This window comes from Pelomonas sp. V22, from assembly GCF_030014915.1.
In the GTDB taxonomy this organism is placed as follows: Bacteria; Pseudomonadota; Gammaproteobacteria; order Burkholderiales; family Burkholderiaceae_C; genus JAUASW01.
The window spans coordinates 402381-417752 of sequence record NZ_JAGIXS010000003.1 but is presented as its reverse complement, the minus strand read 5'-3'; the positions used below and the strand labels follow the sequence as shown (position 1 = coordinate 417752).

Genomic DNA, 15372 nt, shown 5'->3' with positions numbered 1-15372 from the left:
ATGCACTGAAGTCGTGCCCGGGCCGCGCTTAGAATCAGTTCATGCCTCAGCACCACCACCGACTGCTCCGCTTGCTGTCCCTGCCCCTGCTGGCATTGGCAGCGCATGCCGCCCAGGCGGCTGACGCACCGAGCACGCCCGCTGCAGCGACGACGCAGCCAGCCCTGATCACGCCGCCCGAACCCAAGGTCGAGCGCATCGTGCTGGAGGACGACAGCACCCGCATCGAGGAGCTGAAGGTCCGCGGCCAGACCCAGACGGCCAAGGTCACGCCCAAGGACAGCAAGCTGCCGTCCTACGAAATCATTCTTCCCGACGGCAGCCGCGACATGTCCTCCGGCTCCACCACGCGCGGCGCCGCCGGCAAGCGCGTCTGGAAGTTGTTCAGCTTCTGAACCCTGGCGTGCGGCCCCGGGCCGCGAGCCCACCTCACGACCCCATGGCTGTTTTCACCGAAGTCACCCACGAGCAGGCGCAGGCCCTCGTGAGCCGCCTGAACCTGGGCCAGCTGCAGCAGTTGCGCGGCATCACGGCCGGCATCGAGAACAGCAATTTCTTCCTGACCACCGACCGCGGCGAGTACGTGCTGACGCTGTTCGAGCGCCTCGGCTTCGAGCAACTGCCCTTCTACCTGCGGCTGATGCAACACCTGGCGCGGCGCGGTATTCAAGTCCCTGATCCGCAGGCCGATGCCAGCGGCGAGATCCTGCATGCGCTCAACGGCAAGCCGGCCGCCGTGGTCAACCGCCTGCGTGGTGGCCATCAGCTGGCACCCGACGTCTTCCATTGCGAGCAGGTCGGCGCCGAACTGGCGCGCATGCACCTGGCCGCGCAGGACTTCGAGCTGCACCAGCCCAATCTGCGTGCCCTGCCCTGGTGGACCGAGACGGTGCCGGTGGTGCTGCCGCATCTGGACTCGGCGCAAGCGGCGCTGCTGTCCGAAGAACTCGCCTTCCAGCAGCAGCTGGCCGCCTCGGCCGGCTATGCCGAGCTGCCGCGCGGCCCCATCCACGCTGACCTGTTCCGCGACAACGTGATGTTCGAGGGCCTGCCCGGCCGCGAGAAGCTCAGCGGCTTCTTCGACTTCTATTTCGCCGGCGTCGACAGCTGGCTGTTCGACATCGCCGTCTGCCTGAACGACTGGTGCATCGACCTCGCCAGCGGCCGGCTCGACGAGCAACGCGCCCAGGCCTTCGTCGATGCCTACGAGGACGTGCGCCCCTTGAGCGGTACCGAGCACCGCCTGCTGCCGGCCCTGCTGCGCGCCGCTGCCCTGCGCTTCTGGATCTCGCGGCTGTGGGACTTCTATCTGCCCCGCGACGCCAGCCTGCTCAAGCCGCATGACCCGACGCATTTCGAGCGCGTGCTGCGCGAGCGCATCGCGGCGCCCTGGCATGCCGTGAAGGAAGCTGCATGAGCGCCAACATGATGCTGCACCTGCAGACGGTGCCGGCCCGCAACGGCCTCCTGTGGATACGTCACGCCTTCAAGGTCTGGCAGCGCAAGCCGCTGGCCTTGACCGGCCTGTATTCCTTCAGCTTTTTCATGGTGCTGCTGTGCTCGCAGCTGCCGCTGATCGGTGCGCCGCTGGCGGCGGCGGCCATGCCGCTGTTGTCTCTCGGCTTCATGCTGGCCACCCACCTGGTGCTGCAAAACCAGACGCCCACGGTGGCCGTGTTCGCCGCGCCGCTCAAGCTCACCCAGCAGCGGCGCCAGGCGCAGCTGGTCCTGTGCGCGGCCTATGCCGTTTGCCTGATGTTGATCTGGGGGCTGCTGACCTGGGCCTATGGCGACACCTTCCGCGCCACCAGCGAGGCGCTGAGCAAGGAGTTTGCACGCGAGACGCCGAACGCCGAGGTCATCAACAGCATCATGCTGGCGCCCGACAACCTGCGTGCCACCGGCTGGCAGCTGTTCAGCGTGGCCCTGCTGTCCGTGCCTTTCTGGCATGCGCCGGCGCTGGTGCACTGGGGAGGCCAGGGTGCCATGCAGGCGCTGTTCTCGAGCACGCTCGGCCTGTGGCGCAACCGCGGCGCCTTCCTGCTGAACGCGCTGGCCTGGCTCGGCCTGCTGCTGGCGCTGGGCATCGTGCTGTCGCTGCTCTCGCTGCTGCTGGGCCCGCTGATCCTGCTGGCCTTCGGCGCGCTGATGCTGATACTGCCGACGCTGTTCTATGCCTCGCTGTACTTCACCTTCATCGATTGCTTCATGTTCGGCGCGCCGCGCGACCTGCTGAGCAAGCCCTAGCGTCATCGCGTCCAAGCACAAAACGGCCCCGGCAATCCCGGGGCCGTTTTGCTTTGCACGCCACGTCTTCACGCTGTTGACACACCCGCTGCCTACATTGCGGCCGCAGCGCGACGGCTCCCTTGCCGCCGCTCCTGACAACGACAGCTGTGGAGTGAATCTCGAATGTCCCAAGCCCAACACCCGACCCGCCGCCAGGCCCTCAAGCTTTTCGGCACGCCCTTGATGCTGCCGATCAGCGGCCTGGGCGCCGGCCTCGGTCTGACCGCCTGCGGCGGCGGTGACGACGCCCCCGCCATCACCTTCACCTCGGCCAGCTTCGCCGCCATGGCCGCCCCGAGCCTCGCCGACCCGGCTGCCATGGCCAAGACGGCCGTGGCCTCCAGCCTGGACGTGGTGCTGAGCGACGGCAGCAAGCAGAGCTTCAAGCTGGCCTACCAGCCCTTCTTCATGACCGGCGACCTGGTGCCGGACGGCAAGGGCGGCACCATCCTGGCCGGCGGCTATGTGGACATCAACAACAAGCCCATCCTCGACACCACGGTGGCCGGCAAAGAGCGCCAGTTCTTCTCCGATTCGCCGGACGGCACTTCGCTGCTGTCGGTGGCCAACCCCACGGTCAGCGGCATCAAGGGCAAGGCCGTGTTCGCCGTCGTGCAGTTCGAATACACGACCTGGGCCCAGGACGGCAAGACCGACATGTACGGCAAGCTGCCCTCGCCCATCGCCGTGCTGACGCTGGACCAGGACCAGACGACCGGCAAGCTCTCGCTGGTCAAGTACCACAACGTCGACACCTCGGCCGCCCATGGCCTGTGGATCACCTGCGGCTCCAGCCTCTCGCCCTGGGGCACCCACCTCTCGAGCGAAGAGTACGAGCCGGACGCCTTCACCATCGCCAGCAACACGATGTTCAAGGCCTACAGCAAGAACACTTTCGGCGACGAGACCAAGGCCAACCCCTATCACTACGGCCACATGCCCGAGGTGACGGTCAACCCCGATGGCACGGGCACCTTGAAGAAGCACTACTGCCTGGGCCGCATCTCGCATGAGCTGATCCAGGTGATGCCGGACAATCGCACGGCGCTGATGGGCGACGACGCCACCAACGGCGGCCTGTTCATGTTCGTGGCCGACAAGGAGAAGGACCTGTCCTCGGGCAGCCTCTACATCGCCAAGTTCGGTGCCGGCTTCTCGATCGACCCGGCAGCCGCCGGCGCGCCGGTCACCTGGATCAAGATGGGCTCGGCCACCAGCGCCGAGATCGAGGCCCTGGCCAACACGCTGAAGCCGACCGACATCATGGACGTGCAGACCGTCGATCCCAAGGACGCGAGCTACACGAAGATCTACTTCGGCGGCAAGGTCCAGTGGATCAAGGTCAAGGCCGGCATGGAGAAGGCCGCGGCCTTCCTTGAGTCGCACCGCTACGCGGCCCTGGTCGGCGGCACCATGGCCTTCACCAAGATGGAAGGCACGACGGTCAACGCCAAGGACAAGATCGCCTACTCCGCCCTGCAGAACATGCAGAGCTCCATGGTGCGCGGCAATGCCGCCTGGAACGAGGCCTACGGCATCACGCTGGAGAAGGCGCTGAACGCCGGCGGCGTGCTGGCCCACACGCTGTCCAGCGGTCAGAAGGACACGGCAGGCGCCGCCATCAACAGCGAATGGGTGGTCACGCAGACCAAGACCCTGCTGGTCGGCGAGGACATCGCGGCTGACGCGCTCGGCAACCTGGCCAACCCCGACAAGATCGGCGCGCCCGACAACCTGAAGTTCTCGGAGAAGCTGCGCACCCTCTTCATCGGCGAGGACAGCAGCTACCACGTCAACAACTTCGTCTGGGCCTACAACGTCGACACCAAGGTGCTCTCACGCTTGGTCTCGATGCCCTCGGGTGCTGAAGCGACGGGCCTCGGCGTGGTCGACGACCTGAATGGCTGGACCTACATCACCAGCAACTTCCAGCATCCGGGCGACTGGAGCGCCAGCCTGCACAGCAAGGTGCAGGCCACGCTGGACCCGCTGGTGCGCGCCAACTACAAGGACCGCTTCGGTGCCGCCGTCGGCTACCTGACCAGCGAAGCCACCAGCGTGAAGCTGAACAAGCTCTGAGCGGGGACGGCCGCCGCACCATGAGCCTGCCCTGGTTGGGTTTGAGCAAGGACGGCGCCTTCCTCCCCGGAGCCGAGGCACGAGGTCTGCTCTGCACGGCGCAGGGCAGCCTCGTCGAGCGCAGGGCCGCCCCCCGGCCCTGCCCGCTCGAGGCCGAGCAGGAGATTTATGCGCTGGGCCTCGCGATCGCCGAGTTTCGGCGCGATGCCAGCGGCGCGCTGGATCCGGTGGCGGATTCGCGGCTCAGCCGCCGCCTCAGCGCTGCCACCGTGATCGACTTCAGCGGCCCGGCACGCGCCTCGGCCCTGCTGGCCACCAAGTTCTCGGGCCTGGGTTCGCGCACGCGCGGCACCTGGGTCGGCAGCGAACTGATCGTCACGCCCTGGGGCACCAGCCTGCACGGTGAGGGCGACTTCCTGCCCCTGCTCGCCCGCAACAGCGAGGGTCTGCTGCGCCACGGCAGCAAGGCCCTGGCCGGGCTGCAGCGCTACGGTCTGAATGCGGGCCAGCAGAGCGCCTGCCGGTGGGACGAGGCGGGCCCGCAGGACCTGTTCGCGCGCTGGAACGCGGCCGTCACCGGCCCCACGGCGGCGCACGACTACCGCAACATCGCCAACAGCTTCGGCTGGGTGGTCGAGGTCGACCCCTTCAACCCGGACTCGGTGCCGGCCAAGCGCACGGCCCTCGGCCGGCTCAAGCAGGCCGGACTCTGGATGGCACCGGCAGAGCCAGGCCAGCCCATCGTCCTCTTGATGCGAGACGCCGATGACGAGGAGACGCGCTACCGCTACGTCTCACGCGCGCTGTGGAACCCGCTTGACGCCGGCAAGGGCCTCGCGGCCGGCGCCAAGTACCTGGACGAGGGCCATCTGCAGCTGGCCCTTCGAGAAGGCGACGGCGACCTGCAATGGCACACGCTGCGCCACGGCCAGCGCGGGCTGGACATGGCCAACGCCGACTACGCCTTCACCAACCAGGCGGACGTGCTGATCAACGCCCGCCTGGCGGCCGACCAGTTGGTCCGCTTTGCCGCAAGCGGCAAGCCTCAGCGCGAGCCGCCCAGCAGGTCCGTCAGCGCATCGGTCTGGGCCTCGCGGTAGGCCGCGCACAGCTCGATGCGCGACACCGCCTTGGCCAGCACGGCCGGGCCGGCATCCAGCTGCGCGGCCGCCGGGCCGAACTGGCGCTGCAGGCGTTTCGCCTGCTCGGCGCTGCAACCACCACCCAACAGCTCGGGCAGATTGGCCTCGGCCACCTTGGTCATGCGCTTGCGCAAGGCCGTGTCATGCTCGGCGACGAAGTCCAGCGCGCTCTGCGCCAGCAGCGGATCGCGGACCTGGCGGCCGAGGATGGGCGCCATGGTTTCGCGGCTGTCCAGCTTGGCGTCGAGCAGGAGGCCGCGTGCCCGCGCTGCGAGGGCCGGCTCGCCGAAGGCGCCGAGCGCTCCGAGCAACTGGCCACGCAGGCGGCGGTCGGGCGTAGCGCGGGCCAGGCCCAGCATGGCATCGAACAGCGAGGCATCGCCGCCCAGCGCCGCCGAGCGCAGGATGGCAGCGCGCAGGCCCGGGTCCATCAGCTCGTCATGCGCCTGGCCATCTCGCTGGGCGGCGGCCAGCCAGGCCTGGGTGTAGAGCAAGGCCTGCTCGCGCAGCACCGGATCGCGGCCGCTGTCGGCCATGAAAGGCAGCAGGGCCTCGCGCAGGAGGCGGCGGTCTTCATCGTCCTTGGCGCCGACCTGCCAGCCCAGCTCGCGCGCCAGAGCGCCGAAATGGCGCTGCAGCAGGGCCGCATAGGCCTCGCGCTGCGCGACCGGGACCATGGGTTCCAGGCCGGCCAGGGTTTCCAGCGCGGCCTCGCGCAGCTCGCGGCGCGGGTCAGCGGCCAGTGCGGCCACCAGCGGCATCAGGCTGCCGAGCCTCTGCTCGCCGCTCTGCGTCAGCGCGCGCTGATCGTCCAGCAGCGACAGCAGTTCGCCCACGCTGTAGTGGCTGGGCTGAATCAGGGCCGCGTCCAGCTTCGAACGGTAGTAGCCGCTGCCGCCGGCATTGGGTTGAAGCCAGGCCGGGCAGCTGGCGTCGGGCAGGGTCAGCGTCTCGCTCTGCGCCTTCAAGAGATGCCGGCTCACGCCGGCCGGGCTGCGCAGCACCACCGGCACCAGCCAGCGGCTCTCGGGCAGTGCCGCCACGCCGAGCGGGCGGTAGCGAGATTGCGTGAGGCGCACGCGCGGTGCTGCGCCGGCCTCGCACTGCAGCTCGAAGCGCACGACCGGGATACCCGGCTGGTCGATGAAGCTGGAGAACGCGGCCTGCAGGTCCGGGTCGCCATCGGCCAAGGCCTCGACGAACTGGGTGCCGACGGCACTTCCGCCGGCATGGCGCTTGATATAGCGGCGCACCCCCGCCTGCATGCGGTCCTCACCCAGCCACGACTCGAACATCGAGAGCACGGCCTGGCCCTTGGAATAGGTGATTTCGTCGAAGGCCGTGCCCAGGTCTTCGTTGGTGTTCACTGGCTGGTGCACGCGGCGTGCCGTCGGCAGGCGGTCGCCGGCCATCGCCGCCTGGCGCGCGTTCAGGGCGTTGAGCTCCCAGCGCCATTCGGGATGCAGCTGGGCGGTGATCTTGTCGCCCATCCAGGAGGCAAAGCTCTCGTTCAGCCAGAGGTCGTCCCACCAGGCCATGGTCACGTGGTTGCCGAACCATTGGTGCGCAATCTCGTGGGCGGCTGTGGAGGTGTAGTCCCGCTGCAGGGCCAGCGTCTCGCGGCCGGCAGGCGCCAGGATGACCTTGGAGGCGTAGGTGATGAGGCCGGGGTTCTCCATCGCGCCGAAGTTCTCGGCCAGCGGGATCACCAGGCTGTCCAGCTTGCTGAACGGGTGCGGCATGCCGAACCAGCTCTCCAGCTTCTGCAGCACGGCGGGCGTCGCGGCAGCCGCATAGCTGGCCTCATCGGCACGGCCGCGCGGCGTCAGATAGCGCAGCGGCGTGTTGCCCGCCATGCCGCCGTCCTTGATGGCGAACGGCCCTACGGCAAAGGCCAGCAGATAGCTGGGCAGCGGCGGCGTGGTCTTGAACTCCAACCGCTTCCAGCCCTTGCCAGCGGCACTCTCGCGCTGCACCGGCTCGTTGGCCACGGCCACCTGCCTGGCGGGCACGGTGAGGCTCAGGGTCCAGGGCACCTTCCAGCCCGGCTCGTCGAACACCGGGAAGGCCATGCGCGCGCCCAGGTCCTCGAACTGCGTGACCGCATACCAGTCGCCGCCCTCGCGCTGGCGGAACAGGCCCAGCGTGTCCTGCTCGCTGATCACGCCCGTGAAGCGCAGGCGCAAGCTGCCGCGGCCGGCGGGCAGCGGCTTTGCGAAATTGAGGTGGACGCTGTCGGCATCGGCTGCCGTGGCCTTGCCCGTCAGCGCGGCGCGGCTGCCCTCGACCCGGTACTCGACCGCGCTGATGCGCAGGTCCTTGGCATGCAGACGCAATTGCTTGAGGCCGCCCTGCAGCTCCAGCGAGATCTCCACCGTGCCGCTGTGGCGCGGCTGTGCGGGGTCGACCTTCAGGTCCAGCTTGTAGGCCAGCGGCCGGGCCGCATCGCCGAGGCGCATCGGCAGCGCCGTCGTCGCCTGCGCCAGGCCCACCAGGGCGAGGCTCAGGGCCAGTGTTGTCAGAACTCTCCTCATCAATCCCTCGTCTCTCGCTCTTTGGAGTTATTCAATGGGCGTCAGCTTGGCGACCGACAGTGCCAGCCACTTCGTGCCATGCCGGCCGAAATTGACCTGGGCACGGGCATCGGCGCCGCTGCCTTCCAGCGTCAAGAGCACGCCTTCGCCGAACTTGTTGTGGAACACCGGCTTGCCCACGCGCAGGCCACCATGCTCCTCGTCCACCTTCTTGACCATGGCGGCCGGCACCGGCGCCGCCACATAGGCCGGCCGCTCGGCGTACTTGCCGGCGCCCACCATGGACTTGAGGCCGGAGCCGCGCTGCCAGGCGTCCTGGTAGTCGCGCGCAAAGCCGGAGCCGAAGCCCTGGTTGCGCGGCGTCAGCCACTTCAGGGCAGCCTCGGGCAGTTCGTCGAAGAAGCGGCTCTTGATGTTGTAGCGGGTCTGGCCGTGCAGCATGCGGGTCTGGCTGAAGCAGAGGTAGAGCCGCTGCCGGGCCCGCGTGATCGCCACGTACATCAGGCGGCGCTCTTCTTCGAGCCCGTCGCCGTCCGACAGCGAGTTCTCGTGCGGGAACAAGCCCTCTTCCAGGCCGGTGATGAAGACCGCATCGAACTCCAGGCCCTTGGCCGAGTGCACGGTCATCAGCTGCACGGCGTCCTGGCCGGCCTGCGCCTGGTTGTCGCCGGCCTCCAGCGAGGCGTGCGTGAGGAAGGCGGCCAGCGGCGACATGATCTCGCCGGTCTCGGCATCGGGCACGGCCGGCGCGGCATTGGCCACGGCCACCGGCAGGCCTTCGGTGATGGCGCCGGGGCCGAGCTCATCGACCGGCAAGGCCACGGCATCCTTGCCAAAGCCCTCTTGCGTGACAAAGGCCTCGGCCGCGTTGACCAGTTCGGCCAAGTTCTCCAGTCGCTCGGCGCCTTCCTTCTCCGTGCGATAGAAATCCGCGAGGCCCGAACTCTCGACCACCTGCTCGATGATCTCCCGCAGGTTGTGGCCCTGCGTCAGGTTGCGCATCGAGTCCACGAGGTTGACGAAGGCAGCCAGGTTGCCGCCGCCCTTGCCGGCCACGGCACCCACGCTCTGGTAGAGGCTGCGGCCACTGGCGCGCGCCGCGTCCTGCAGCAGCTCGATGGTGCGGGCGCCGATGCCGCGGGTCGGGAAGTTGACCACGCGCAGGAAGCTGGTGTCGTCGTTGGCGTTTTCAATCAGGCGCAGATAGGCCAGCGCATGCTTGACCTCGGCCCGCTCGAAGAAGCGCAGGCCGCCATAGACGCGGTAGGGAATGCCGGCATTGAAGAGGCCCGACTCGATCACCCGGGACTGGGCATTGCTGCGGTAAAGCACCGCGATCTCGCTGCGCGGCGTGCCTTGACGATGCAAGGCTTGCGCCTCCTCGATCAGCCACTGCGCCTCGGCGAAATCGCTGTTGGCCTCGTAGACACGCACCGGCTCGCCGGGCCCGGCCTCGGTGCGCAGGTTCTTGCCCAGGCGCCGGCTGTTGTGGCCGATCAGCGCGTTGGCGCTGTCGAGGATGTTGCCGAAGCTGCGGTAGTTCTGCTCCAGCTTGATGACCTGCTTGACGCGGTACTCGCGCTCGAAGTCCGACATATTGCCGACCCGCGCGCCCCGGAAGGCGTAGATGCTCTGGTCGTCGTCGCCCACAGCGAACACGGCCTGGCCCCGGCCGGCATTGCTGGGCGGCGCGAACATCTTGAGCCAGGCGTACTGCAGCTTGTTGGTGTCCTGGAACTCGTCGACCAAGAGGTGCTGGAAGCGGCGCTGGTAGTGCTCGCGCACCGCCTGGTTGTCGCGCATCAGCTCATAGGAGCGCAGCATCAGCTCGGCGAAGTCGACCACGCCTTCGCGCTGGCATTGGTCTTCATAAGCCTGGTAGATCTTGGCCAGGGTGCGGGTCTGTTCGTCGTGCTGTTCCACGTCGCCCGGCCGCAGGCCGTCTTCCTTGGCGCTGGCGATGAACCAGCCGACCTGCTTGGCCACGTAGCGCTCTTCATCGAGCTTCATCGCCTTGATGACGCGCTTGATGGCCGAGACGGTGTCGGTGGAGTCGAGGATCTGGAAGCCCTGCGGCAGGCCGGCCAGCTTCCAGTGCGCGCGCAGGAATCGGTTGCACAGGCCGTGGAAGGTGCCGATCCACATGCCCCGCACGTTCACCGGCAGCATGGTGGTGAGGCGGGTCACCATTTCCTTGGCGGCCTTGTTGGTGAAGGTCACGGCCATCAGGCCGCCCGGCGAAACCTGGCCGGTCTGCATCAACCAGGCGATGCGCGTGGTCAGCACCCGCGTCTTGCCCGAACCGGCACCGGCCAGTATCAGTGTGGCCTCGGCCGGCGCGGTGACGGCGGCGTATTGCTCGGGGTTCAGGTTCTTCAACAGTCCGCTGCTGGGAGGGGCGGCAAACAGGTCAGGCTCGGCGTGGTCGTCTTGGGAATGCGGACTCATCGACGGGATTGTAGGCAGTGGCATCATGCCGACCCGTGAAGTCACTCCCCTGCCCCTGCGGCCGCGCGCGCTCCTATGAGGACTGCTGCGGCACCCTGCATCGAAGCTTCGAGGAATCGGGCCGTCTCGCCGCGCCGGATGCCGAGGCGCTGATGCGCTCGCGCTACAGCGCCTTCGCGCTGGACAAGCTGGACTACCTGCTGGCCACCTGGCATGCGAGCCGCCGGCCGGCGGCCTTGGCGCCCAATGAGGCGGGGATGAAATGGCTGGGCCTGGAGGTGAAGCGTCACCTGCGACAGGACGAAAACCATGCGACGGTGGAGTTCGTCGCTCGCAGCAAGCAGGGCGGGCGCGCCCAGCGGCTGCATGAAACCAGCCGCTTCGTCCGCGAGGACGGCGCCTGGTTCTATGTGGATGGAGATATTGCTTGAACTAGGCTCAGCGGGCCAGGCGCTGGCGCGGCGGCCAGGCTTGCGGCTCGCGCAGGCCGAGCAGCTTGCGCGTCCAGGTCCAGGCCGAAGCGAGGGCCGAGCGGTGTCCGACGGTGTAGGTTTGAGGCATGGTTGTCTCCCGAGGTACCCAGATCATCTCTGCTGTGTGTGACAACATTTTTTCGGACGAGCCCCCTGTTTGCCGAGCCCCCTATCTGGGTGGAGCTGCAAGGAAATGCAACAAATGCTCAGAATCCTCCACCTTGATGATGTGCTGGTCGCGATCGACAAGCCGCCCGGCCTGCTGGTGCACCGAACCCAGCTCGATGCGCAGGAGGAATTGGCCGCCCTGCAGCTGCTGCGCGACCAGCTCGGCCGGCCCGTCTGGCCGGTGCACCGGCTCGACAAGGGCACCTCGGGCGTGCTGCTTTTCGCGCTGGATGCCGGGACTGCCTCGGCCATCGGCCAGGCCTTCGAGCGCGGCGAACCGACCAAGCGCTACCTCGCCCTGGTGCGCGGCTGGCCGGCCGAGGATGCGGGCCACATCGACCATCCGCTGGCCCGCGATCCTGAGAAGCCATCGGCGGGCCAGCCCCTGCTGGACGCCCTCACCCGCTGGCGCTGCCTGGCCCGGATGGAGTGGCCACTGCAGACCGACCCGCGCTTCGCCAGCAGCCGCTTCGCCCTGATGGAGCTGCGGCCCGAGAGCGGCCGCCGCCACCAGATCCGCCGCCACCTGAAGCACATCGCCCATCCCATCGTTGGCGATGCCACGCATGGCAAGGGGCCCTTGAACCGCGCCGTTGCCGCCCATCTGGGCCTGCAGCGGCTGTGGCTGCACGCCTTGGAACTGACGCTGATTCACCCGGCAACGGGCCGGCCGCTGACCCTGCATGCAGAGCCCGGCCCGGACTGGCAACCGCTGCTGGGCGACCTCGGCGTCGCCTAGGCCGCGCGGGTCTGGAAGACCGCTACTTCGTCAGAGAGGCGCTGGGCCTGCTCGCGCATGCTCTCGGCGGCGGCCGCCGATTGCTCGACCAGGGCGGCGTTCTGCTGCGTGACCTGGTCCAGTTGGGCGATCGCGCCATTGACCTGGGCGATGTCGTCGCTCTGCTGCGCTGCCGAGCCGGCGATGGCGCCGATCAGGCTGGCCACCTGCTGCACCGAGCTCTCGATCTCGCGCATGGCCGTGCCGGCGTTCTGCACCAGCTCGGCACCGGCCGCCACCTGCTCGGTGGACTGGGCAATCAGGCCCTTGATGTCCTTGGCCGCCTCGGCACTGCGCTGGGCCAGGCTGCGCACCTCGGAGGCCACGACGGCAAAGCCCTTGCCCTGCTCGCCGGCCCGTGCGGCCTCGACGGCGGCGTTCAGCGCGAGGATGTTGGTCTGAAAGGCAATGCTGTCGATCAGGCCGGTGATGTCGGCGATCTTGCGGGCGCTGGCGTCGATGGCCTGCATGGTGACGACCACCTGGTCCACCACCTGGGCGCCACGCGCGGCGGCGCCGGAAGCGGTGTCGGCCAGGGCATTGGCCTCGCGGGCCGAACCGGCGGTCTCGCGCACCGCGCCGGTCAGCGTGTCGACCGAGGAAGCGGTGGATTGCAGGCTGGAGGCGGTCTTCTCGGTGCGCTCCGACAGGTCCTGGTTGCCGGCCGCGATCTCGGCGCTGGCGCCGCCGATGTTCTGCGCCGCCTGCTGCACCTGGCGCACCACCGAATGGATGCGGTCGATGGCTGACTGCAGCAGGGCCACCGTGCCGTGCTGGCTGCGCAGGCCGCTGCTGTCCAGGTTGATGCGCTCATGCGCCGTCAGCCGCTTGACCAGGCTCTCCAGCTCGACCTGCTCGACCGCCCGGCGGTACATCAGCACGGCCATCAGCACCTCGAACCCGGCCTGCACCACCACATAGCCGGCATGAACCATCACCCGACTGAAGCCCGGCTCGGTCAGGCAGTAGACGCCGGCACCGCCCAGCTGCAGCCGGTCGAACAACACATGGTGGACGGCGATGGCCAGCGCGCCGGTGATGATGGGCGCCCAGTGGCGGTAGACCAGCAGGAAGGCCAGCGTGACGAAGACCCCGAAGTGGAATTCGATCATGCCCTGCGAGAGCTGGATCTGCAGGGCCACCATGCCCATGGACACCAGGGCCATGGTGTGGGCACTGAGGGCCGAGCCCCCCGCCATCAGGTAGGCCCCGCCGCCCACGGCGGCCAGCACCAGGCCCACCCCCAGGGCCAGACCGATGCTGTTCCAGTACCAGCCCAGCACCAGGGCCAGCAGCAGGTGCAGGCCCAGGGTCATCAGCATCAACCGGTCGGCCTCGCGCCAGGACTGCTGGCGGGCGCTGAGCTGCTCAGCCTCGGTCGCACGCGCCTGCGGCGCGAAATTCATGCTGCTCATTGGGTCTCCAACATCGCTTTAGTTGAAGACCCACTCTAGCAAGCGCCCGCCGCTCATGGGAAGCGGCGGGCTTGACAAGGCTCAGTCAGTCGATCACGCGCAGCACCAGACCCGAAGCCTGGGCGCCGCTGCGGAAGACCTTTTGCGTCGCGGCCTTGAAGTCCTCGGGCTTGGCGTCGCGGATGCGCACGAAGCTTTGCGGATTGCGGTCGATCAGCGGGAACCAGCTGCTCTGCACCTGGACCATGATGCGGTGGCCGCGGCGGAAGGTGTGGTTCACGTCCGGGAGGTCGAAGCTGATGGCCTCGACCTTGCCCGGCACCATGGCCTCGGGCTTCTCGAAGCTGTTGCGGAAGCGGCCGCGCAGCGGGTCGCCGCGCACCAGTTGCTGGAAGCCGCCGAAGTTGCTCTTGGGCGTTTCCGGATCGCTGGGCGCGCCGGTGCCACGGCCCATCGGCGCCTCACCGGCCTCGGGCGGATGCACGTCGATCAGCTTGACCACCCAGTCGGAGTCGGTGCCGCTGGTCGAGACGAAGAGCTTGGCGCCCACCGGGCCGGCCACCGTCACGTCTTCTTCCAACTCCTCGGTCTGATAGACCAGCACGTCGGGGCGGGTGGCGGCGAAGCGCTGGTCGCTGACCATGTATTCCTGCGGCATGGTCAAGGCCGTGTAGCCGACGAAGGGCACGGGCTTGTTGGGGTCGCTGATGTACTGGTCGAAGGCCGTGCTCGCAGCCGTGGGCGCCGTGAAGCTCAGCTTGCCTTCGGCCTGGAAGTACAGGGTCTTGGGCTTGGCCTGCTCGGGCGGCCAGGCGGCGTACTGGCGCCAGACATTGGTGCCGGTCTCGAACACATAGGCCTCGGGCAGCTTGGCATCGGCCGCGCCACGCAGATGCTGCTCGAAGAACGGGAACACGATGTTCTTCTGGAAGAACTCGGTGTTGTTCTGGGCGAAGTTGATCTGGCCCAGCGACTTGCCGACCGAACGCACCCAGCCGCCATGGACCCAGGGGCCCATCACCAACTGGTTGGTCGTGCCGGGGTTCTGCGCCTTGATGTGCTTGTAGACCGACAGCGGGCCGGCCAGGTCTTCGGCGTCGAACCAGCCGCCCACCGTCAGCACGGCGGCCTTGATGCCCTTCAGGTGCGGCGGGATGGCGCGGGCCTTCCAGTGCTCGTTGTAGGTGTCGTTGTTGACCAGCTCGTCGAAGTACGGATTGCGAGCGCCCTTCTTGCCATCGACCTCGAAGCTCTTCTGGATGTTGGCCAGGTTGCCGAGCTTCAGGAAGTAGTCGTAGCCGTCACGGCTGTTGTAGTCGAAGGGCACCGAGCCCTTGGGGCCGACGGTCGGGTTGTCCTGCAGCTTGTAGCCGGTGAAGAAGCTGTAGTTGTGCACCAGCATCAGGCCGCCGCCGTGGTAGCCGTCGTCGCGCATGAAGTAGTCGGCGATGGGCGCCTGCGGCGAGGCGGCCTTGATGGCCGGGTGCGAGTCGATGATGGAGGCCGCCGTGTAGAAGCCCGGGTAGGAGATGCCCCACAGGCCCAGCTTGCCGTTGTGGCCCTTCACGTGGTCCAGCAGCCACTGCACGCTGTCGTGCGTGTCGCTGCTTTCGTCCACATCGTTCTTGCTCTTCTTGTTGGCGATGTGCGGCGTCATCTCGACGAACTTGCCTTCGGACATGTAGCGTCCGCGCACGTCCTGGCAGACGAAGATGTAGCCGGCCTTCAGGAAGGCCTCGCTCGGCGCCAAGCGGCGCACACCGTCGCGGTCCACGCCATAGGGGCCGCAGCTGTAGGGCGTGCGCACCATCAGGAAGGGGTAGGTCTTGCTGGCGTCGCGTGCCGCATCCTTGGGCACGTAGACGACGGTGAACAGCTTCTTGCCGTCGCGCGCCGGGATCTTGTATTCGTACTTGGTGTAGTTCGCGGCCGTGTCGTAGGCCGGCGCCGATGCAGCGGGGGCGGCCGCTGGTTGGGCCTGCGCGGCAGCGCAGGTCAGCGCGGCGAGGGCTATGAGGGTGTGACGCATGCTTGCCTTCAGGTCAG

12 protein-coding genes are annotated in these 15372 nt (G+C 68.0%); 7 read left to right on the top strand and 5 right to left on the bottom strand.

Annotated elements, in window-relative coordinates; all coding sequences use genetic code 11:
• The first annotated feature begins 41 nt into the window (after window positions 1–41).
• The 5 genes from J7U46_RS14195 to J7U46_RS14175 all read left to right on the top strand — a co-directional run bounded on the left by J7U46_RS14195 (window position 42) and on the right by J7U46_RS14175 (window position 5468).
• Window positions 42–395 carry a DUF2782 domain-containing protein gene (locus tag J7U46_RS14195; RefSeq protein WP_282826888.1) on the top strand — a complete coding sequence of 118 codons (354 nt, stop codon included), beginning with the start codon at window positions 42–44 and terminating at the stop codon, window positions 393–395.
• 44 nt (window positions 396–439) lie between these two features.
• Entirely contained in the window at window positions 440–1417 is a 978-nt protein-coding gene (locus J7U46_RS14190) for a homoserine kinase (RefSeq protein ID WP_282826886.1), read from the top strand.
• Complete coding sequence (locus J7U46_RS14185; protein ID WP_282826884.1) at window positions 1414–2247, top strand: BPSS1780 family membrane protein; 834 nt, start codon at window positions 1414–1416, stop codon at window positions 2245–2247. The genes J7U46_RS14190 and J7U46_RS14185 overlap by 4 nt, the downstream gene beginning before the upstream one ends.
• A 165-nt stretch (window positions 2248–2412) precedes the next feature.
• Window positions 2413–4368: an alkaline phosphatase PhoX gene (locus J7U46_RS14180; protein WP_282826881.1), complete on the top strand. Its 1956-nt coding sequence runs from the start codon at window positions 2413–2415 to the stop codon at window positions 4366–4368.
• Window positions 4369–4388: 20 nt separating this feature from the next.
• Window positions 4389–5468 carry an alkaline phosphatase PhoX gene (locus tag J7U46_RS14175; protein WP_282826879.1) on the top strand — a complete coding sequence of 360 codons (1080 nt, stop codon included), beginning with the start codon at window positions 4389–4391 and terminating at the stop codon, window positions 5466–5468.
• Here the strand turns inward: J7U46_RS14175 and J7U46_RS14170 are convergent.
• Both J7U46_RS14170 and J7U46_RS14165 read right to left on the bottom strand, forming a co-directional pair.
• A complete protein-coding gene (locus J7U46_RS14170; RefSeq protein ID WP_282826877.1) occupies window positions 5414–8044 on the bottom strand; it encodes a M1 family metallopeptidase in 2631 nt (876 codons plus the stop codon). The two genes, J7U46_RS14175 and J7U46_RS14170, sit on opposite strands and share 55 nt — an antisense overlap.
• 27 nt (window positions 8045–8071) lie before the next feature.
• Complete coding sequence (locus tag J7U46_RS14165; RefSeq protein ID WP_282826875.1) at window positions 8072–10492, bottom strand: UvrD-helicase domain-containing protein; 2421 nt, start codon at window positions 10490–10492, stop codon at window positions 8072–8074.
• A gap of 35 nt (window positions 10493–10527) precedes the next feature.
• Between J7U46_RS14165 and J7U46_RS14160 the strand changes: the two genes are divergently transcribed.
• Window positions 10528–10923, top strand: a complete 396-nt coding sequence (locus J7U46_RS14160) for a YchJ family metal-binding protein (RefSeq protein WP_282826873.1) — start codon at window positions 10528–10530, stop codon at window positions 10921–10923.
• A gap of 7 nt (window positions 10924–10930) precedes the next feature.
• Here the strand turns inward: J7U46_RS14160 and J7U46_RS14155 are convergent, their stop codons facing one another.
• Window positions 10931–11053: a hypothetical protein gene (locus tag J7U46_RS14155; protein ID WP_282826871.1), complete on the bottom strand. Its 123-nt coding sequence runs from the start codon at window positions 11051–11053 to the stop codon at window positions 10931–10933.
• A gap of 114 nt (window positions 11054–11167) precedes the next feature.
• Here J7U46_RS14155 and J7U46_RS14150 point away from each other — a divergent pair, with 114 nt between their 5' ends.
• The gene (locus tag J7U46_RS14150; RefSeq protein ID WP_282826870.1) at window positions 11168–11872 is read left to right on the top strand and encodes a pseudouridine synthase; all 705 of its coding nucleotides are present in this window, start codon (window positions 11168–11170) and stop codon (window positions 11870–11872) included.
• On the opposite strand, the gene J7U46_RS14145 is transcribed toward J7U46_RS14150, so the two are convergent.
• Window positions 11869–13326, bottom strand: coding sequence for a methyl-accepting chemotaxis protein (locus tag J7U46_RS14145; protein ID WP_282826869.1), 1458 nt, complete (start codon window positions 13324–13326; stop codon window positions 11869–11871). The two genes, J7U46_RS14150 and J7U46_RS14145, sit on opposite strands and share 4 nt — an antisense overlap.
• Before the next feature lie 85 nt (window positions 13327–13411).
• Window positions 13412–15355: a CocE/NonD family hydrolase gene (locus tag J7U46_RS14140; RefSeq protein ID WP_282826867.1), complete on the bottom strand. Its 1944-nt coding sequence runs from the start codon at window positions 15353–15355 to the stop codon at window positions 13412–13414.
• Window positions 15356–15372: the final 17 nt, after the last annotated feature.

Coding starts and splice junctions, on each gene's coding strand:
- J7U46_RS14195 (WP_282826888.1), top strand. CDS start 42: ATGCCTCAGCACCACCACCGACTGCTCCGCTTGCTGTCCCTGCCCCTG.
- J7U46_RS14190 (WP_282826886.1), top strand. CDS start 440: ATGGCTGTTTTCACCGAAGTCACCCACGAGCAGGCGCAGGCCCTCGTG.
- J7U46_RS14185 (WP_282826884.1), top strand. CDS start 1,414: ATGAGCGCCAACATGATGCTGCACCTGCAGACGGTGCCGGCCCGCAAC.
- J7U46_RS14180 (WP_282826881.1), top strand. CDS start 2,413: ATGTCCCAAGCCCAACACCCGACCCGCCGCCAGGCCCTCAAGCTTTTC.
- J7U46_RS14175 (WP_282826879.1), top strand. CDS start 4,389: ATGAGCCTGCCCTGGTTGGGTTTGAGCAAGGACGGCGCCTTCCTCCCC.
- J7U46_RS14170 (WP_282826877.1), bottom strand. CDS start 8,044: ATGAGGAGAGTTCTGACAACACTGGCCCTGAGCCTCGCCCTGGTGGGC.
- J7U46_RS14165 (WP_282826875.1), bottom strand. CDS start 10,492: ATGAGTCCGCATTCCCAAGACGACCACGCCGAGCCTGACCTGTTTGCC.
- J7U46_RS14155 (WP_282826871.1), bottom strand. CDS start 11,053: ATGCCTCAAACCTACACCGTCGGACACCGCTCGGCCCTCGCTTCGGCC.
- J7U46_RS14150 (WP_282826870.1), top strand. CDS start 11,168: ATGCTCAGAATCCTCCACCTTGATGATGTGCTGGTCGCGATCGACAAG.
- J7U46_RS14145 (WP_282826869.1), bottom strand. CDS start 13,326: ATGAGCAGCATGAATTTCGCGCCGCAGGCGCGTGCGACCGAGGCTGAG.
- J7U46_RS14140 (WP_282826867.1), bottom strand. CDS start 15,355: ATGCGTCACACCCTCATAGCCCTCGCCGCGCTGACCTGCGCTGCCGCG.